At 68.4% G+C, this 18985-nt stretch carries 17 protein-coding genes and 1 tRNA gene; 5 read left to right on the forward strand and 13 right to left on the reverse strand.

The window, feature by feature from the left end:
- Positions 1 to 6: 6 nt before the first annotated feature.
- From IH68_RS0130440 to IH68_RS56560, 12 genes are all read right to left on the reverse strand, one after another.
- Positions 7 to 174 (reverse strand): lysine biosynthesis protein LysW, encoded by a 168-nt coding sequence (locus IH68_RS0130440; protein ID WP_030941376.1) that lies wholly within the window; start codon positions 172 to 174, stop codon positions 7 to 9.
- A 19-nt stretch (positions 175 to 193) separates the two neighbouring features.
- Complete coding sequence (locus tag IH68_RS0130445) at positions 194 to 1123, reverse strand: transketolase family protein (protein WP_030941377.1); 930 nt, start codon at positions 1121 to 1123, stop codon at positions 194 to 196.
- Positions 1116 to 1952 (reverse strand): transketolase, encoded by an 837-nt coding sequence (locus IH68_RS0130450; RefSeq protein WP_051833834.1) that lies wholly within the window; start codon positions 1950 to 1952, stop codon positions 1116 to 1118. The genes IH68_RS0130445 and IH68_RS0130450 overlap by 8 nt, the downstream gene beginning before the upstream one ends.
- 32 nt (positions 1953 to 1984) lie before the next feature.
- Positions 1985 to 3250: a DegT/DnrJ/EryC1/StrS family aminotransferase gene (locus tag IH68_RS0130455; RefSeq protein WP_030941381.1), complete on the reverse strand. Its 1266-nt coding sequence runs from the start codon at positions 3248 to 3250 to the stop codon at positions 1985 to 1987.
- The gene (locus IH68_RS0130460) at positions 3247 to 4323 is read right to left on the reverse strand and encodes a BtrH N-terminal domain-containing protein (protein ID WP_051833811.1); all 1077 of its coding nucleotides are present in this window, start codon (positions 4321 to 4323) and stop codon (positions 3247 to 3249) included. Before IH68_RS0130460 ends, IH68_RS0130455 begins: the two co-directional genes overlap by 4 nt.
- Positions 4320 to 4916 (reverse strand): hypothetical protein, encoded by a 597-nt coding sequence (locus IH68_RS56555; RefSeq protein WP_051833812.1) that lies wholly within the window; start codon positions 4914 to 4916, stop codon positions 4320 to 4322. Before IH68_RS56555 ends, IH68_RS0130460 begins: the two co-directional genes overlap by 4 nt.
- Positions 4913 to 5491 carry a GNAT family N-acetyltransferase gene (locus IH68_RS50310; protein ID WP_051833813.1) on the reverse strand — a complete coding sequence of 193 codons (579 nt, stop codon included), beginning with the start codon at positions 5489 to 5491 and terminating at the stop codon, positions 4913 to 4915. Before IH68_RS50310 ends, IH68_RS56555 begins: the two co-directional genes overlap by 4 nt.
- Positions 5492 to 5538: 47 nt before the next feature.
- Positions 5539 to 6729, reverse strand: a complete 1191-nt coding sequence (locus tag IH68_RS51910) for a cytochrome P450 (protein ID WP_051833814.1) — start codon at positions 6727 to 6729, stop codon at positions 5539 to 5541.
- A gap of 97 nt (positions 6730 to 6826) precedes the next feature.
- Positions 6827 to 9361 (reverse strand): acyl-CoA dehydrogenase family protein, encoded by a 2535-nt coding sequence (locus IH68_RS51915; protein WP_159403740.1) that lies wholly within the window; start codon positions 9359 to 9361, stop codon positions 6827 to 6829.
- A gap of 142 nt (positions 9362 to 9503) precedes the next feature.
- Positions 9504 to 12731 carry a non-ribosomal peptide synthetase gene (locus tag IH68_RS0130485; protein ID WP_030941396.1) on the reverse strand — a complete coding sequence of 1076 codons (3228 nt, stop codon included), beginning with the start codon at positions 12729 to 12731 and terminating at the stop codon, positions 9504 to 9506.
- 65 nt (positions 12732 to 12796) lie between these two features.
- On the reverse strand, positions 12797 to 13150 hold the full coding sequence (locus IH68_RS58390; protein WP_030941399.1) for a hypothetical protein: 354 nt from the start codon (positions 13148 to 13150) through the stop codon (positions 12797 to 12799).
- 9 nt (positions 13151 to 13159) lie between these two features.
- Positions 13160 to 13306, reverse strand: a complete 147-nt coding sequence (locus IH68_RS56560; RefSeq protein ID WP_159403742.1) for a hypothetical protein — start codon at positions 13304 to 13306, stop codon at positions 13160 to 13162.
- Positions 13307 to 13696: 390 nt separating this feature from the next.
- Here IH68_RS56560 and IH68_RS0130500 point away from each other — a divergent pair, with 390 nt between their 5' ends.
- Together IH68_RS0130500 and IH68_RS0130505 are read left to right on the forward strand one after the other, a co-directional pair.
- Complete coding sequence (locus IH68_RS0130500; protein ID WP_030941401.1) at positions 13697 to 14668, forward strand: helix-turn-helix domain-containing protein; 972 nt, start codon at positions 13697 to 13699, stop codon at positions 14666 to 14668.
- A 192-nt stretch (positions 14669 to 14860) separates the two neighbouring features.
- Positions 14861 to 15427 (forward strand): flavoprotein, encoded by a 567-nt coding sequence (locus IH68_RS0130505; protein WP_030941403.1) that lies wholly within the window; start codon positions 14861 to 14863, stop codon positions 15425 to 15427.
- Between the two features lie 441 nt (positions 15428 to 15868).
- Here IH68_RS0130505 and IH68_RS0130510 read toward each other — a convergent pair.
- Positions 15869 to 15942: transfer RNA gene (locus tag IH68_RS0130510), tRNA-Thr, on the reverse strand.
- A gap of 213 nt (positions 15943 to 16155) precedes the next feature.
- Between IH68_RS0130510 and IH68_RS0130515 the strand changes: the two genes are divergently transcribed.
- The 3 genes from IH68_RS0130515 to IH68_RS0130525 all read left to right on the forward strand — a co-directional run bounded on the left by IH68_RS0130515 (position 16156) and on the right by IH68_RS0130525 (position 18834).
- Complete coding sequence (locus tag IH68_RS0130515; RefSeq protein WP_030941404.1) at positions 16156 to 17292, forward strand: ABC transporter ATP-binding protein; 1137 nt, start codon at positions 16156 to 16158, stop codon at positions 17290 to 17292.
- Between the two features lie 236 nt (positions 17293 to 17528).
- Positions 17529 to 17984: a hypothetical protein gene (locus IH68_RS0130520; RefSeq protein ID WP_030941405.1), complete on the forward strand. Its 456-nt coding sequence runs from the start codon at positions 17529 to 17531 to the stop codon at positions 17982 to 17984.
- A 118-nt stretch (positions 17985 to 18102) separates the two neighbouring features.
- The gene (locus tag IH68_RS0130525) at positions 18103 to 18834 is read left to right on the forward strand and encodes a nucleotidyltransferase family protein (protein ID WP_030941406.1); all 732 of its coding nucleotides are present in this window, start codon (positions 18103 to 18105) and stop codon (positions 18832 to 18834) included.
- Positions 18835 to 18985 lie beyond the last annotated feature (151 nt).

An 18985-nucleotide genomic window follows, 5' to 3' on the forward strand; every position in this document is an offset into this window, starting at 1 on the left:
CCCCGGTCACTCACCCCAGTCCTCTTCGGGCTCCGGGGCGATCACGAGCTTCAGCGGGTTCGTCGAGTAGATCTCGAGCTCCGTCGCACAGCCGGGGCAGTCCACGATCTCGCCCTCGTAGGTGTCCTTGGCTATCTGCAGCGTGTCGGAGCAGCTGACGCACTGTGTGTCCATGTCCTCTTTCCTTTCTCGATCACTGCGATTCGGTGACGAACTTCAGCACTCGGCCGAGTACGGCCTCCGTGGTGAGTCCGCTTTCTTCCAGCAGGGACGCGTGCGTCCCCGGCGGAAGGAAACCGTTGACGCCGATGGGCAGCCACGGGATGCCCCGGCGCCCGATCGCCGCGGAGACCTGCGCGCCCATGCCGCCCGAGGTCCACGCCTCCTCGAGCGTGACCACCCACCGGGCCTCCTTGGCGAGCGTCCGGCCGACGGCGTCGGCGGATTCCGGGTCGACGGTGTGCACGTTGACGACCTGGGCGCTGTACCCCTCGTCGGCGAGCCGATCGGCGACCTCCAGGGCCATGGCCAGGATTTCGGGGCCCGTGGCGATCAGGGCGATGTCCTGTCCCGGGCGTACTTCCTGCGGGATTCCGAGCTCCGGTTCGGGGAGTCCCGCGAAGACCGGCGAATCCTTGCGTCCGAGCCTCAGGTAGGTCGGGCCGTCGTACTGGAGGCACTGCTCCAACAGCGACACGGCCTGGTGCGCGTCGGCCGGGACGACCACCCGCATGTGCGGCAGCGCGTTCATCAGCGCGAGGTCCTCGGTGGCGTGGTGCGTCGGCCCCAGCCAGCCGCCGCTCGCGCCCCCGTGGGTGCCGACGACACAGACCCGGCGCCGCGGGTAGGAGATGTCGAGCTTGATGAACTCGTACGCCCGGCTCACCGAGAAGGCCGCGAACGTGCAGACCAGGGCACGCCGTCCCCAGCGTTCGGCACCGGCGGCGAGCCCGATGGCGGCGTTCTCCGCGATGCCGACGTTGAGGTAGTCCATCCCGGCCGTCGGCTTGATGCTGCCCGTGTCGGTGTCGACGACGAGCACGTCGTGCCGTACAACGAGTTCCGGCAGGGCTTCGGTGAAGGCGGCGCGGGTGCTCACCCGCTCCGGTGCGAGCTCAGGCACGGCCGGCCTCCTCCGTCATCGCAGTGAGTGGGGCGGGGCGGCGCATGCCGGCCCTGATCCGCCTGAGCTTCGCCTCGTCGAGACGGACGAAGTGGGAGACGGCCCGGCCGGCGAGGGCGCCCACGCCCTTCGCCTTCTGCGTCTGGCAGACCACGGCTGTCGGCCCCTTCGTCCGTGTCGCCTCGTCGAAGGCCGAGCAGAGTGCCGCCAGGTCGTGCCCGTCCACCTCGACGGTGTGCCAGCCGAAGCCGGCCCACCGGTCGGCGATCGGCGCGCCGTCGCTCACATCACGGACGGCGCCGGTCTGCTGGAACTCGTTGGCGTCGATCACCACCACGAGGTTGTCGGCGTTCAGAGCCCGACCCACCTGGGCGGCCTCCCAGACCGAGCCCTCCTGGAGCTCGCCGTCACCGACGAGGACGAAGGTGCGCGCGGGCCGGTCGCCGGCCTGGCGCTGTGCCCAGGCCGTGCCGTTGGCCAGGGCGAGTCCGTGGCCGAGGGAGCCGGTGGCGAACTCGACCCCCGGGACGGCCGCGTTGACGTGCGTGGCCAGTCTGCTACCGGGCCGGCAGAACGTGCCGACCTCCTCCGGTTCGATGAAGTTCCGTTCCGCGAGTGTGGCGTAGAGGGCCATCGCCGCGTGTCCCTTGCTGAGCACGAAGGCGTCCCTCTCCTTCCACTCCGGATCGGCGGGGTCGAGGTTCATGGTGTGGAAGAACAGCGCCACCAGGATCTCGACGGCGGACAGCGAGCCCCCCAGGTGGCCGCCCTCGGGCCCCGAGCACATCTCGACGACATGCTCGCGGACGCGGTGGGCATGGACTTCCATCTCTTCGAGCGCCGGCTTGTCCACAGTCCTGGTCAGCGGTCCGCACCTTCCGCGAGTTCCGCCAGGGCCTTCCGGTGCGACCAGACCTTCTCGATGACGTCGGCGAAGCCCTGGAGCAGGGGTCCGGCGTCCGGCGACAGGTGGCGCTGCTGGATGGTGAAGCTCCGGTCGACCACGTCCTGGGTGACCGGCCAGGAACCACGCTCCTGCCGGCATATCGACCGCAGGGCGGGCTGCTCGGGAAGCGGCATCATCTGGTACCGGGTCGCCGGCAGGCCCTCCGCGCGCAGGGCCCTGATCAGCAGGTTCCTCGCGGTCGCGGTGTCCGTGCCGGGGAAGAAACGGTCGAGGTCCGGGACGAAGCGCAGGATGTGCCATGCGTGCTCGTAGCCGTCCGGTTCCGAGGGGCACATCAGGCCGTCCAGGTCCCGCAGCCGGTCCAGGAAGGCCGCGACGTTGGCCCGCCGGGCCTCGTGGTACTCGGTGAAACGCTCCAGCTGGCTGGAGGTGTAGGCCGCCTGGACGTTGTTGAGCTTTGCGTTGAAGCCCAGTCGGTGGCTCACGTAGCGGCGCGGTCGGTCGGGGCGGATCGTCTCGCCGAACTGGCGCAGCTGGACGATGCGGTCGGCCACGCCGTCGTCGTCGGTCACGACGAGGCCGCCCTCCCCGCACGTGGGGAGGTTCTTGGTCATCTGCAGGCTGAACGTCGCCGTGTTGCCGGACGCGCCGACCGGGGTGTCCCGGTAGCGGGCGCCCTGGGCCTGCGCGGCGTCCTCGATCACCACGAGGCCGTACCGATGCGCGATTGCGTTCATCACGTCCGTGTCGGCGCTGAGGCCGTGCAGGTGGACCGGGACGACGGCCTTCGTGCGCTCCGTGATCAGCGCGGTCAGGCTGTCCGCGGACATGTTGAAGGTCACCGGGTCGATGTCGGCGTACACCGGCGTCGCCCCGACGTGCACGACGGCCATCGCCGTCGCGACGAAGGTCAGGGCGGGGACCACGACCTCGTCGCCGGGACCCACCCCGTGCGCGAGGAGGGCCAGTTCGATGGCGGTGGTGCCGTTGCTCACGCCGACGCAGCGCCGAACTCCCAGGTACTCGGCCCAGGACCGCTCCAACCGCTCGACCGCGGTCGCCTCGTTCGGCCGGTCGGAGACGAAGACGTTCGACTCCAGGACCGAGAGCACCGCCGCCCGGTCGGCGTCGGTCGTCATCGGCCAGCCGACCGGGGCCAGTTCACCGAGGACGGGCTCGCCTCCGGTGAGCGCGAGCTCCCCCACAGACCCGTCGTTCATCGGACGTCCGTCCATTCTCTCGACGAGGCGAGTCGCCAGTCGACAGCCAGCTGCTCGTAGGCGTGCAGCAGCTCCTCGCCGCGACGCAGGATCAATTCGGCTATCTCGGGAACGTTCGCCGCGTGCGCGCACAGCAGCCGGACGTTGGACCAGGCCGACACCACGCGGTCCGCCGATGCCGCGACCGCGGCCAGCAGGGCGTCGTTCGTCCGGAACGCGTGCTCCCGGACGAACCGCCCGTGCAGGAACGCCTGGGCCTGCATGGACCAGCCGAAGGTGTAGGCGGGCCGCAGCGACGGCGGGGCGACGGCCTGCTCGGACAGGCGGTCGACGAACCGGCGCAGACCGCTCCTGCCTGCCCAGAGGCGGTCCGTGGGCCCGGCCACGCCGTCGTTCCAGCGGTCGAGGTTGCCCCGGAGCGCCCTGACCACCTGCTCGGTGGTGGGCTCCTCCGGTCGCTGCCGCACCTTCGTCGTCAGTACCCGGCCGCCGATCTCCCGGCTGGAGAAGAAGACGTCCTGGGTGTCGGAGGGATTGCCGGAGGTCCAGCCGGCCACCAGGTGCTCGGCGGACAACCAGCCCTGAAAGGCCGGGGGTTGTGCGTCGGAGACGTAGAACTCCACGCCCCCGTCCGGGGTCCGCCGCCAGGCCGGCACCACGACGAGATGGGCCGCGTGCACGTCCTGGTAGGCGGGGCGGAACGGCAGGTAGTAGTTGTCCACTGCCACGATGACGCCGGAGTGCTCCTCGATGAGGGCGATCAGGTCGTCCGTGGTCGATCCCGTAGTCCAGGCGGACTCCACATCGTGGTACGGGCACAGGTCGGCCGCCACGCCCCGGCTGCTCTGAATGGGGCGGTAGAACTCCTCGCACATGACGTCGTCGGGGGCGAATACGAACTCGCAGGACTGGCCGAGGACGTCGACGGGCCGCAGCCCGTGCTCCAGGAGGACGCTTCCCAGGGTGGTCTGCAGGCAGCTCAGGGGGTCCTCGTACCACTGCGGATACGTGCCGGCGGCGCCGTTCCAGCGCGGCGGGCGCACTGTCGTGCCGACGGTGCTGGCGATGGTCACTGCTGATCCCCCTCTGTGGGCCAGAGCTCTTCGGAGCCGGCGCTTGCGGACTGCCCGACGAGCGTCATCGCGAAGAGATGGACGGCCGGGTTCATTGGCAGCGACATGGCGCTGAGCGGCTGCCGCGAGGTGATCGGTACGCGCTGGCACCAGAGCGTGATCCCGATGCGTTCCTGTACGTGGTACGGGTAATGGATGACATCCGTGCGCAGGGCGAGTTCCTCGCCCTGGTCCGACCGGCCCTCCCACAGGTCGGAGAGCGTGAGGTGGTCGCGGTCCACGGAACCGTCGGAGAAGTGCCAGGTGATGACGTCCCTCACCCGCCGCTCGCCGCAGCCGATGACGTAGAGCCAGTCCCACCGCCGCTCCGGGACCTCGATCCGCTGGCCCGCGCACAGCACGTTGTCCGGCCCGTTTCCGTCGAGCCGGGCGCTGCGCAGCGGGACGCCGTCGACCACGCGCTCCAGTGGTCCGGGCTGGGCCGGAATCGAGTTGCGCCAGACGTTCAGCCGCCCGTCGGCGAGGTTGTCCGGGGTGGTGGCCGCTTGATTGTTGAGGAACGGTTCAAGCGCAAGCGTCGTGTGAACAGTCAACGGAGATCCTTACGTACCAGCGCTCTGCGCTGCAGCCTGGGTTCGACCACGGTGAATCCGCAGGATTCGAAGGTGCTGACCCGGCCGTGGAAGCTTGAGCGGTCGATCTCGACCGCGGGGTCGCGGTCGTCCTCGGGATATGCCTCGATCACGTCTGCCTTCTCGTCCCGGGCCCACCGGACCGCCCTGTCGACGAGTGCCTGGGCCAGTCCCCGGCCCCGGTGCTCGCGTGCCACGTAGAGGCACACGACCGACCAGATGCGCTCCAGGTCGTCGCCCTCGACCGGCTTCGCCGCGCGGGACCCGCGCAGCCGCGGGAAACCCTGTCGGGGGCCGACGCCGATCCAGCCGGCCGGAGCGCCGTCGGCCCAGCCGAGGACGCCGACCCGCTCGCCGGCCTCGACCAGATCGCGGAGTCTGTCCCTGCGTCCCGCCGGGTCGCAGGAGGCCCGGTCCTTCGCTGTCATGCGGAAGTACGTGCACCAGCAGTTCTCCACCGGGCCTTTCGGCTCGAAGAGTTCGCTGATCGCGGGCCAGTCGTCCGGTCCGACAACGCTGACGACGAATTCACTCATCGGTTCCGCCTTCCGGGCTTTTCCACCGTCGGTCTGGGAGCAACTCTCTACTTCCAGGTCACGGCCAGAGGCAGACTCACCACACCGTTCAGGAAGTTGGAGATGAGGTGCTTGGGGTCGCCGTCCAGCCGCACGGATCGCACATTCTGGCGCCAGAGGTCGAGGAACTGCTTGATGCCGGCGGAGGCGACGTGCTGACCGATGCACCGGTGCACACCGAGTCCGAAGGCGAGGTGCTGGTTCGGGGAGCGGTCGGGAACGAACCGGTACGGATCCTTGAACACCTCCTCGTCACGGTTGGCCGAGGCGATCCAGGCGGAGACCAGGGACCCGGCCGGCACGTCGGTGCCACCGATCGTGGTGTCCTCCGTGGCGCGGCGCAGCACGTGGTTGACCGGGCTCGCCCAGCGGAGCGCCTCGTCGATAAACCGCTGGTCGGTCTCCTCCTGGCGCTGGAACCACGACCACAGGTCGTCGTCGCCGGCCAGCAGCAGCAGCGTCTGGTTGATGGTCTGGGGAACGGTCGGATTGGCGCCCATGAGGAACGCATACGCGTTCAGCAGGGGAACGTTCCTCTCACCGTCCGCCACGGCGTGGGCGGTGGCCGGGCAGCGGCCGCTCACCGAGTCGGCAGGCGGGTCGGACTCCAGGACCTCTCCGAGCACCGACATGATCGTGGTGTGGGCCTCGAAGAGCTGGAAGCGACGCTCGTACTCCGAGACGTCCGGGTCGACGCCCCCCATCGCCCGGACCGTCGCCCTGCCCGTGACGGTCCACTCCTCCTGGGGAATGCCCATGAGCTCGCCGGTGATCGTCATCGGCAGCGTGAGCATGGCGTCGCAGAAGTCGAAAGTCTCCCGCCCGCGGACGGCGTCGAACAGCTCGGACATGCGGACGCGGATCCCTTCCTGAAGGCGGAGGGTCGCCTGTCGCGTCATCAGGGGGGTGAAGTTGCGCTTGATGTCGGAGTGCAGCGGCGGGTCGGTGAGGTGGATCGCCGCCCCTGCCGCAACGTCCCCGTCCCCGCGTACGGTCAGCATGGTGCTGTACGCCGAGGAGAACGTCTTGTGGTCGTTCAGAACCTCGCGGACGTCCGCGTACCGCATCGCCGAGAAGAAGTCCTCGCCGTCGGGGGTCTGCTGACGGTGGAGTACGTCATGCCCGCGCAGCTCCTGCCACACGGGATGCATGTCCCGGGCCCCGTACTGCGACTCCTCGTAGATGTCCGAGGAGATCATATCGGTGAATTCGGAACCTTCAGGGGAAAGTCGCATGGAAAAAACCTTTGTATGGGAGTGACAGCATTCGAAGAGCGCTCGTGCGATCCGGCCCGGGTCAGCCGTCGTCCTCCATGCCCTCGTGGTCGAGAGATCCGATGCTCTCCGCGCACCGCATGTAGAAGCGCGAGGCGACCGACCACTCCGTGATGCCCTGGGCCCCCAGCACCTGCATTGCGCTGCGGACCACGCGCACCAGCGCGTCCTGCTCGACGAGTTCGAAGCGCCGGACGACTCCCTCGTCCCCGCCCGCTTCCGCGAGCTCGTGGAGTCGCGCGCCGAGCGCGCTCAGTTCGGCGTAGGAACGGATCAGGGGGAACATCAGCGCGTCGGCGTCGACGAGCTTCTTCCCGAACTGCTCCCGGGTGGAGGCGTACTCCCAGGCGGTCCGGAACATCCCGATTCCGAGTCCCAGCACGTAGGCCGCGTGCCGCAGCCTGCACTCGTGCGAGGAGCACCGGTCGTGGCAGGCTCCGTCGTCACTGATCCCGGCCCGGCACGGCCGGTAGGCGTTCTCGTACCCGAGGTACCCCATGGCCAGGCTGATGGCACAGCCGACCGTGAGACCGAGTCCGAGACCCCCCTCCTGCTCGGGGCGCTCGACCTGGTCGAAGCCAAGTTCGGCCAGGGTCTTCTCCAGGGCCTCCCGCCGCGTCGGCGAGTGGGCGAACAGGGGCTCGGCCTTGATGCCCGCGCCGGTGGCTTCGAGGACCTCGATAACGGTGTCGACGAGCTCTCCGCCGAAGCGGTGCAGGATCTCCAGGCAGCGCCGGGAGGACTCCTCCCTGAGGTCCGTCCCGATGGTGGACAGCATCATCTCCGACGTGCCGGCGGACAAGGTCAGTCCAGGCGACTCGGTCAGCCCCGAGAACAGCTCCTCGTAGGCGAGCTCGTCGAGCCCGGACGCCTTTCCGAGCGTGCTCCAGCGGCGGAGCACCTCGTGGCCCACCTGCTGACAGGTCTCGCTCGTGTAGAGCTTGGCCACAGCGGTATCGGTCGCCTTGACGTCGGTACGCAGGAACACCTCGGCAGCCGCGCGGGCCAGCGTCGTGGCGCACTCGACCTGTCCCTCGAGCCGCTGGAGGCTCGTGGGCCGACCAGACGTCCCGCGCAGTGCCCTCAGCCAGCGTGCCGCCCTGACGACGTGGTCGATGCCGGTACGTTCGATGGCCAGGGCCCCGTCGAGCAGGGCCCAACCGCGGCCCTCCTCGCCCACCCGGCGCCAGCTCTCGACCTCGACGTCGCGCAGGCGGACCCGGCACATCCGTTCACGCTGGAGCGTGTCGACGAGCTCGACGCTCACACCCTCGGCAGCCAGGTCGATCACGAAAAGCGTGATGCCGTCGTATTTGTGCCCCTCCTGCCCGGTGCGCGCGGCCACCAGCGCCGAACCGGCGATGTCGCTGTAGATGCTGAACACCTTGACGCCGTTGAGCACATAGCGGTCGCCACGCCGCTCCGCCCTGGTGCGGAGCGCGGCGAGGTCGCTGCCGGCGCGGGGTTCGCTGTAGAGGACGGTGGCGAACTCCTCGCCCCGGCTGATACGCGGAAGCAGATCGCACTTCAGCCGGTCCGAACCGGACTTCAGGACGAAGTTGCCCACGATCTGCACCGTGAGCGCGTACACGAGGTCCGGCAGGCCGCTCGCTGCGAAGCCTTCGAAGAGCTCGATGGCGAGGCGCGTCGGCGTTCCCGCGCCGCCGAACTCGCTCGGCCAGTCCGGTGTGAGCAAGCCGCGGGTGCCGAGCTCCCGGTACGCCTCGGCGATGGCGTCCGGGTCCATCCGCCGGGACCTGATCACCAGGTCGCGCCAGTGGGGCGTGTCCATGAGCTTCGCCAGAGAGGCCTGGAGAGCAGCCGCGTCGGCCTCGCCGGGCTTCTCGTGCGGGACCGGGACGGGCGGCGCCGCCGGGTGGTCGTCCCTGATGGCCCGTTCGATCTCGGCGACGTTCCCGTTGGCTCCGAGCAGGCCGTAATGGTCGCCGGGGAGGTCCTGCACGTGCACGTTGCCCGAGGTCACTGTCGACCAATCCGACTTGAGGGACTCCACCGCGCGTACGGACACGACGTCGAGCTCGCCCGGAGTCGGCTTCCACTTGGCGATGAGCCGCCTGTTGCGCTCAAAGATCTCGAAGCGCTCGCTGAAGGCATCCAGGTCCATGCCGAGCACCGCGGCGGCCTCGGCCTCCGTCTTCACCTCGGCCTCACCGTCACGTCCGCTCAGCCGCAGCGCGTCGTGCACGAAGCTCCGCAGCGCCTGCGCGGGCGTCGCGTCCGGGTGGTGCCCCTCCGGCCACGTCGAGTCGATGAGGACCACCTTCGGCCGCACTCCCCGTTCCGCGAGCAGGCACGCGATCTCCCATGCGAGAGCGCCACCGAACGACCAGCCGCAGACCACGTCGATCTGGGGGCCGTCGTCGGCGAAGCCCGCGACGTACTGCCACGCGAGCTCCTGGACCGACTCGACGGGCCCGTCAACGGCGAGCGTCTTCGGCGAAGCCTCCAGTCCGAGGCACCGGTGGTCGGTGAGCCGCCGGACGAGCGGCTGGTAGGCCAGCAGACTGCCGCCCACCGGATGAGCGAACAGGAGCACCCGTCCGGACGGTGCCGACTGGCTCAGTTCGATGAGATTCGATGTGTCCGTCCTCGCCGATCTCGCACGGAGATAGGCGTTCAGACGGTGCCCTTCAGGTTGCATCACGCGTTCCCTGTCGTCCCGATCCATATCCAGCTGTTCACTCGGCCAGGAGTCGGACGACGTCCTCTTCGGTCATCTGCTCGATGGCCTTTTCCAGTTCATCGGGGGACAGGCCGGCGAGCCTGGAGCGTTCGACCTCCAGAGCCATGCTCTGCACGCTCGAGTCCGCGAAGAACGCGGCCAGCGAGACTTCGGTCGAGAAGATCTTCCTGATCTTGGAGACCAACTGGGCGGCCTGCAGGCTCGTCCCGCCCAGGTCGAAGAAGCTGACGTTCTTCGCGAAGTCGCTGCGCCCGAGGATCGGCTCGAAGGCCTTGGTCATCATCTGACGCTCGAGATCGGTGAGGGTTTCCGCCGGCTCCGCCTCGACCGTGGAATCGACGCTGGGCAGGGCCCGCTCGTCAATCTTTCCGCTCGCGTTGATCGGCAGTTCGTCGAGCATCACGAAGGTGCTCGGCACCATCGTGGACACGAGGTACCTGCGGCAGTGGTCCCGGAGGGCAGCCTCGGACACGTCGGGGGCTCCACCGGTCGCGCAGTACGCGACGACCCTCTTCTGGTCCTGGTCCTGCTGGACCCGCACGTACACATTGCGGATGCCGCGGGCGCTGCGGATGACGCTCTCGATCTCGCCGATCTCGATCCGTACACCGTTGATCTTGACCTGCTTGTCGGCCCGTCCGACGTACACCAGGCGGCCGTCGCCGGTGTGTCGCGCCAGGTCACCGGTCAAGTAGAGGCGCGCCTCGGGGTCGTCCGCGAACGGGTCCGGGATGAAGCGCCGCTGGTTGTCCTCGTCCCGGTTCCAGTAGCCGGACGTCAGCCCGACTCCGCCGATGGCCAGCTGCCCGATGACACCCTGCGGCACCGGTACGTGCTGATCGTCCAGTACGTACGCGACGTGGTTGTCCATCGGGCCGCCGATGGGCAGGGCCGCCGCCGCCAGCGGCTCCTTCAGCTCTTCGACGATGCTGGTGACGGTGCACTCGGTGACGCCGTATCCGTTGAAGATGCGCCGGCCCTTGCCCCAGGCCCGTACGAGCTCGTGGGAGAAGGCCTCGCCGCCCACGAAGACAATACGCAGGTCGTTCAGCGGAGCCGGATCGAGCAGCTTCATGACCGACGGCGGCAGATCGGTCACCGTGATGCGGTGCTCCTCCAGGAACCGCTGGACGCCCGACATGTCGAGACGCATCGCGGACGGTACGAGATGGAGCGAAGCACCGGTCAGCAGCGCGCCGAACATCTCGAAGACCGAGACGTCGAACCCACAGGACGCATAACCGAGAAAGCGTTCCTGTGACGTGAGATCGAACAGCGTCCGGACGTTCTGGACGAACCCCAGAACACTGTCGTGGCTGATGAGCACGCCCTTCGGCGTACCCGTGCTGCCCGAGGTGTACATCAGGTACGCGGTCGCGCTCCCGCCGGGAACCGCCTCGAACGCGTCGGCCGCGTCCGGAAGGTCCGTCGGCAGCCGGAACTCCAGCCCGGGCGCGATTCCCGCCGTCGTGGCGTCGCAGACCACCCACTGGACGGCGGCGTTCTGGATGATCGTCTCGATGCGGCCCGGCGGGTTCATGGCGTCGACCGGCACGTACACGGCGCCCAGCGCCATCAGTGCCAGCACGGTGGCGGGGAAGTCGGACGAGGGCGCGAGCGAGACGCCCACCCGATCGCCTGCACCGACCCCGTTCGCCGCCAGGTGGACGCGGATCGCCTCCACACGCCGCCGCAGCTCGTCGTAGGTCAACACCGCGTCGGGGGCGTTGACGGCCACGTTCTGCCCGTGCTCGTCCGCGACCCGCGAGAAGTGCGTGAACACGTTGCCCGTGGGCGTCGGAGCTTCGCTGCCCTTGCCCCAGCGCGCCTGCGCGGCGCGGGACTCCTCGTCCTGGGCCCACGACTGCCGGATGCTGGCGTCCGGCATGGAGATCGCCCTGCGCAGGATCCCCACGAACACCCGCTGCATGGTCGCGATGGTCGCAGCGTCGAAGATGTCGGTGTTGTACGCGGTGTGGATCTCCAGGTCCATGCCCTTCTGGGTGACCGTCCAGGACTGGAAGAACTTCGCCTGGGTGGTCTCCCACTCCCGCTCCACCGCGGATATTCCGTCGAGTCGGAGCGGCTCGGCCCACTCGTTCATCGTCAGCGTGTACTGGAACAGCGTGGAGCGCGAGGACTCACGCTTCACTCCGGCGCTGGCGACGATCTCCTCGAGGGGCAGCTGCCCGTGTGACTGCCCCTCGCGGAACCGTCGCTGAACCCCCGCGAGACATTCCCGGAACGTCGCGTCGGGATTGACCTCGCAGCGGAGCGGCAACATGTTGATGAAGAAGCCGAGGGTTCGTTCACATTCGATTTCGCCGCGGTTGGCGGTGGGCATTCCGAAGATGACTTCCTCGGAACCCGAGTACCGGCGGAAGAGAGAGGCCATCGCCGTGGCGTAGACCGTGATCGGCGTGGTCGAGAGGGACGACGCGAGCTCGTTGACCTGTATCGCGAGCCCCGGCCAGGTGCTCACCTCCGCGGCCCCCGCGTATGTCACCTCGGGCGAGAGGGGACGGTCGCCGGGAATATCCATGACATCGACGTCGCTGAGGATTTCGGACCAGTAGTCGACACTCTCCTGCCACGCGCCTGTGCTCATCCGCTTGCGCTGCCACTCACTGAAGTCGGCGAACTGGACAGCGGGGGCCTCGACCTTGGGCGTGGTTCCCGAACGCCGCGCGTTGTACTCCTCTTCGAGTTCCTCGAAGAAGATCGACGTCGACACTCCGTCGAAAATGATGTGGTGGACGACGAAACCGAAGTAATGGAGATCGTCGCGAACCGTGACGAGAGAGGCGCGCCACAATGGGAACTCTGTCAGCGTGAACCCGCTTCCGGCGAATTCCGTCATCATCCGATCGGCTTCGCCTTCGGATTCCACGGTCGCCTTCTCGATCGTGACCCGCGGGTCCTCGACGATTCCCTGGAAGTACTCGTCGTTCTCCACTAGAACATGGGTCCGCAGCGCCTCGTGACGCCTGACGATGCTCGTGAAGGCATCGGTCAGGGCCTCGACGTCGAGATCGCCTTCGAGACGGAACAGGAAGGGGACGTTGTAGGTCGAGGTGCCGGCCTGCAGCCGGTCGACGAACCACAGCGTGTTCTGCGAGTGGGAGAGCGCGACGTTGTTCCGGTTCTGGCGAGGACGGGGCCCTTCGGTGACCTTGGCACGGGCGCGCGCCAGCATGCCTGCCAGCGACTGCTTCTTGTCCATAGCTGTTCGATCGTGCGCTGAACTCACACAAATCCCCCCTTGGTGTCGATGGGCGATACGAAGAATTAGTTCTGCGGCGTCTGCGTGGCGCAGCAGCAGAATCCCGTGACGCCAAGCACGTCCTTCGGCGCGTCGGGAGGCAGATAGCGGCGCTGCATCAGCGCGGAAGCCTCGTGGCAGCGGCGCAGCAGGGAACTGGCGCGGTACACCGCGCTGCAGAATCCGAGAGCGCCGCAATCGTTGGTGAGCAGGTACATCAGAAAGTCGACACGGTCCCACTCGGAACGGCCGGACACATGCTCCAGACCATCCTCGAGCGTCGCATGAGCCCACAGGGTGCTCAGCGCCTCTACCAGCTCGCTCGCCGGCTCGTCAGGGGCTCTGGTGCGACGGCGCAGGCTGGTGTAGACGATGTCCATATGGAGGGATCAGCCACCCCAGGTGCCGGTCTGCGGGAACAGGGGCTCGGCCGCCGAGTCCACCACGACCACGTGCGCGGGGGAGGGGAAGAGCGTGGCGGTGCCCATCACAAGGGTGACGACCGCGGCGGCCTGGGCTATGCGGATGCGAATCATGGCGATCACTCCTTCGGAATCACGAAGCGGGCGCCCTGCTCCGGTCTCGCGTCACGGCCAGACGCTTCGTACGTCGGCCATTCGGGCTATTACCGGCGGGCGATGAATAGCTTCGCCGCGGATTCACGCCTCCGGAAGGCTTTCCGGGGGTCCTGAACAGGACCTATCCGGTTCAGGACATGGAGCCGGTCCTATCTTGCCGAAATGGTCGACTTTACCCGAGTTTTAAGCAGTGGGGGCGCGTCTGTACATCAATCGACTGGTCGCATGCAGGACCCGCACCTGGGGAAACGCCGAGGCAAACACTTGCTCGGACGGGCGACTGACTGAAACCATGATCCCCAGTCTGGGACTCGGAGGAGAACGTTCCAGAGGGGGGATCGTAGGACGATGCTGCAAGCACTCGGATTGACCACCGAAGCTGCTGACGTCTATCAGGCCATGCTCGACCACCCTGGCCACGGCGTCGACCAGCTCGCGAAGATATGCGGCCTAACTCCGTCGCGCGTCCATGAGTGCCTTGACGAGCTCGGAGAGCTGATGCTCGTGCGTGCCTCCAACCAACACCCGGGGCAGATGCGTGCCGTCGATCCCGATGTCGGCCTGGCCGAGATCGTGGCCCGCCAGGAAGCCGACCTCGCCGACCGTTTGGCGGAGCTGGCCGCCTCGCGCGCGGCGGTCACCCGCATGCTCGCCGACCGCGTCCAGCACCGCTCCTCCCAAGGCGAGCGTCTGCTCGGCATGGACGCCATCCACAACTGCCTCGAACGCCTGTGCCGCACCGCCCACACCGAGATCATCGGCGTCCAGCCCGGCATTCAGAGCGCCGACGACCTCGCCGCCGGCCGTGAGCACGACCTCGCCGCCCTCGACCGCGGCGTGTCCATGCGCAGCCTCTTCCAGAAGCTCGCCCGCCGCCACGCCCATATCGCCGACTACGCCCGCGTGCTGCTCAGCCACGGCGGGGAGGTACGCACCGCGCCGACCGTCCCCCAGCGGATGGTCATCGTCGACCGCACCCACGCCCTGGTACCGATCGACCCGGCGGACAACCGCAAAGGCGCGCTTCACGTCACCGAACCCGGCATCGTCTCCGCCCTGCTCGAACTCTTCGAGCATGCCTGGAACACCGCGGTCCCGCTGGGAACCACCCGCCCTGGCGACCCACAGGACGGCCTCACCGACCACGAGCGCGAACTGCTGCGCCTGCTCGGCACCGGTCTCACCGACGAAGCGGCCGGCCAGCGCCTCGGCCTCACGGATCGCACCATCCGGCGGCAGGTCGCCTCGATCATGGAGCGCCTCGGCGCCTCCAGCCGTTTCGAGGCCGGCACCAAAGCCGCACAACGCGGCTGGCTCTGACCTCCACCCACGGGAGGGTGCAGTCGGGCCGGCCTTCAGCATGACCGTGGTAGCGGCACCCGCGCCCGACGCCACCGATGTACACCGTGAGCAGTTCCTTATCGAACGAGTGATCCGGCTCCAGGAGGAGACGGGCCGCCTCAGTACGCTCCCCGCACGGCACCACTTCAGCCGTCAAATGAGAGCCCCCGCGTGAGCGCCCAGCCCGACCAGCTCGCCCAGCACGCCAAGAAGCCGTTCCTGTACGTCGTCGTGTGCGCGGCCGGGGTCGCCGACAGCATCGGCAAGCTGATCACGGCGGCTCAGGAGGCGAACTGGAACGTCGGCGTGGTGGCCACTCCGCAGTGCCTCGGCATCATCGACACGGAGGCTGTCGAGGCCCAGACCGGCTACCCGATCCGCTCGGCCTGGCGCTCCCCCGGCGATCCTCGCCCGCTGCCGCCCGCCGACGCCATCGCGGTGGCGCCGGCCACCTTCAACACGGTCAACCAGTGGGCGGCAGGGATCTCCGACACCCTCGCCCGGGGCATCCTGTGCGAGGCATACGGCATGGGCATCCCCACGGCCGTCCTGCCGCATGTGAACTCGGCCCGGGCCGCCCATCCCGCATACCGGCAGCGCCTGGAGAGGTTGCGCGAGATGGGCGTCCTGACCGGCTCGTACGATCCGCACCGGCCGAAGGCCGGCGGCGGGGCCGACAGCTCCCGCCGGCAGGAGGCGCTGGAACTGCTCACTCCCACGGTGTCCACGCGGCCGTGATCAGCGCCGCCGTACTGGTGGCGGCTGCATCGCCAGAGTGACGGACGACCGACCCGGCAAAAGATGTGACGGCATCCGTGATTCCGTCACGCTGGTCGGACGGGAGCGGCCGGGCGTGGTGTGGCGCTGCTGGTCCTGGCTGCCTCGGCTTGCGGGTGGCCTTCTCGGCTTTGAGGGCACTGAGGACCTTTGTGACGGCCCGCTGGCGGCCTTGCGCTCGCGCCTTTTGCGCTCCACTCACACGGCGCTTCCCGGAGCTGTACGAAGAGATCGCCCCCCGCCGATCCGGCTCCACGGCACAGCGACACCGGCCCCGCGGCCGGTGCCGACCTGAAGGGCCGGGCGACGCATCCGCGCACGCAAACGGCCCCGGACGAGGAGTCCGAGACCGCGTAGGGCGCGCCATTGGGGAGAGATCCCAGGTCAGCGCGGCAAAGACAGAGCCCCCTGTCGGATTCGAACCGACGACCTTCGCTTTACAAGAGCGGCGCTCTGACCAGCTGAGCTAAGGAGGCCTGCACGCAAGCTTCGCGTGCGTGCCCGTGCAGTGTACCCAGGTCCGGTGCGGCCCCTGTCGAAAATTTCCGCGAAGTTCACAGCCTCGGGGGTACTGACAGATCAGGCGAACGCCGGGTAGCGTCCTGAGCCAGTTCACTGTCGTGGACTACACCACCTTCCTACAACGGATCGTCCGGCACGTTCCTGCCGGTAGAAGGGGGCCCATCACCATGGCCACTGTTACGTTCGACAAGGCGACCCGGATCTACCCGGGCACCGAGAAGCCCGCCGTCGACGGTCTGGAGATCGAAGTCGGGGACGGCGAGTTCCTCGTCCTCGTCGGTCCGTCCGGCTGCGGCAAGTCCACCTCGCTCCGCATGCTCGCGGGGCTCGAGGACGTGAACGCCGGCGCCATCCGCATCGGTGACCGCGACGTCACGCACCTGCCGCCGAAGGACCGGGACATCGCCATGGTGTTCCAGAACTACGCGCTGTACCCGCACATGACCGTCGCCGACAACATGGGCTTCGCGCTCAAGATCGCCGGCGTCAACAAGGCGGAGATCCGCAAGAAGGTCGAAGAGGCCGCGAAGATCCTCGACCTCAGCGAGTACCTGGACCGCAAGCCGAAGGCCCTCTCCGGTGGTCAGCGCCAGCGTGTCGCCATGGGCCGCGCCATCGTCCGTGAGCCGCAGGTCTTCCTCATGGACGAGCCGCTGTCGAACCTCGACGCCAAGCTCCGTGTCTCCACCCGTACGCAGATCGCGTCGCTGCAGCGCCGTCTCGGCATCACCACCGTCTACGTCACCCACGACCAGGTCGAGGCCATGACGATGGGCGACCGTGTGGCCGTGCTCAAGGACGGTCTGCTCCAGCAGGTCGACTCGCCGCGCAACATGTACGACAAGCCCGCCAACCTCTTCGTCGCCGGCTTCATCGGCTCCCCGGCCATGAACCTGGTCGAGGTGCCGATCACCGACGGCGGCGTGAAGTTCGGCAACAGTGTCGTCCCGGTCAACCGTGACGCCCTGAAGGCCGCCTCCGACAAGGGCGACCGCACGGTCACCGTCGGCGTCCGCCCCGAGCACTTCGACATCGTCGAGGAGAACGGCGCCGCCGCCAACGCCCTCTCGAAGGACACCGAGGACAAGCCGGCCGGTCTCGCGGTCTCCGTGAACGTCGTCGAGGAGCTCGGCGCCGACGGCTACGTCTACGGCACCGCCGAGGTCGGCGGCGAGACCAAGGACCTGGTCGTCCGCGTCGAGGGCCGCCGAGTGCCGGAGAAGGGCTCGACCCTGCACGTGGTGCCCCGCCCGGGCGAGACCCACGTGTTCTCGACCTCCACCGGCGAGCGTCTCACCGACTGAGGCCACTCGGCCGAGCGGCAACTCCTGAAACACCCATCCCGGGTAATTCACCCAGGTTGACGAAGATGGGCCCCGCAGACCCCTGCGGGGCCCTTCTTGTTGTCGACATTTACCCCGGCAGACCGGTCATTTCGAGCAGCGTGCGTCAACTTCGCGCCCCATTCGAAGCGGCTTTTCGTCCCCCGAATTGATTACTAAATGTCGCCAAATCATCACCTGGCGCTACTCTCACTCGCGTGAAGCACTCCACTAACCAACAGACGCGACGCGGCCGGGGCCCCGCCCGCCGGATCGGCCGCACGCTCGCCCTCGTCCTGCCCGTCGTCCTGGTGCTTTCCGGGACCCTCGCGGTCACCCGAGTCAACTGGACGGGAAACCCCTCGGACTCCGTCCTCACCGCCTCGGACGCGTCCGCCATCACCTCGGACGCCAAGGCCGCCCACCGCGCCCCGCAGGACGTGCTGCGCGACAAGCTTCTGGGCGAGCTCCAGGAGGAGGACCCGGGCACGGTCCTGACGCACCTCCAGCAGGCCGTGAACGAGCGCCCGTCGCTCGCCAAGCACTGCGTGTCCATCGCCCGGTCCCTGGGCCGCGCCGCGGTCCGCATGTACGGCCCCACGCGCGCCCAGTCCTACGCCCGCCCGGTCTGCGACACGTCCTTCGCCTCGGGCGTCGCGGCCGCGCTCGGCTGAGACCGAACCCGTCCCTCCTCCGCCGTGGACTCCACGGACCGTTCGGAGGAGGGTAACGGCTGATTAAGGAACGGTTGCAGGCTCCGGACGCGGGCGGGACGCACCGTACAGTTCGGTCATGACCCATCCGAGCGCCGCGTCCCGCCCCGTTCAAGCCGTCGTCCTGGCCGGTGGCCAGGGCTCCCGGCTGCGTCCCTACACCGACGACCGGCCCAAGCCGATGGTCGAGATTCCCGGTACGGGGACTCCGATCATCGGCCATCAGCTTGCCTGGCTGGCCGAGGAGGGCGTGACGGACGTGGTGGTCAGCTGCGGCCATCTCGCCGAGGTGCTGCAGGACTGGCTGAAGGCGGCCGACCTGCCGCTGAAGGTGACGACGGTCGTCGAGACGGAACCGCTCGGACGCGGCGGCGGACTGAAGTACGCCGCCGCCCACCTCCCGCATCCTGACCGGCCCTGGTACGCCACCAACGGCGACATCTGGACCCGCTTCTCGCTGCGGGACATGGCGGACTTCCACACGGAGCGGGACGCTGTCGCGACGCTGGCCCTGGCCCGTCCGCGCATCCCCTGGGGCGCGGTGAAGACGGACGGCTTCGGGCACATCACGGACTTCATCGAGTCGCCGCCGTCGACTTTCGAGATCAACGCGGGTGTGTACGTCTTCTCTCCCGAGTTCGCCGGGCTGCTCCCCGAGCGTGGGGATCATGAGCGTACGACGTTTCCGCATCTGGCCCGTGAGCGTCGGCTCGCCGGTTTCTCGCTCCCTCAGGGGGCGTACTGGCGCGCCATCGACACGGCGAAGGATCTGACCGAGGCGGCGAAGGAGCTGGCCGCTCTGGGGCGGTGAGGGCTCGGTCGACCAGGTTGTTGTGCGTCTGCGGGTGAATGGGGGCTTGTCGCGCCCACGCGGCGGAGCCGCAGATCGACACAGCCCCGCGCCCCCAAAAGCAGGGCGGTGCAACTCCCGTACGCAAAGGGGCCCCGCACGTTCTCCGTGC

The organism is Streptomyces sp. NRRL S-646 (assembly GCF_000720765.1).
Taxonomy (GTDB): Bacteria; Actinomycetota; Actinomycetes; order Streptomycetales; family Streptomycetaceae; genus Streptomyces.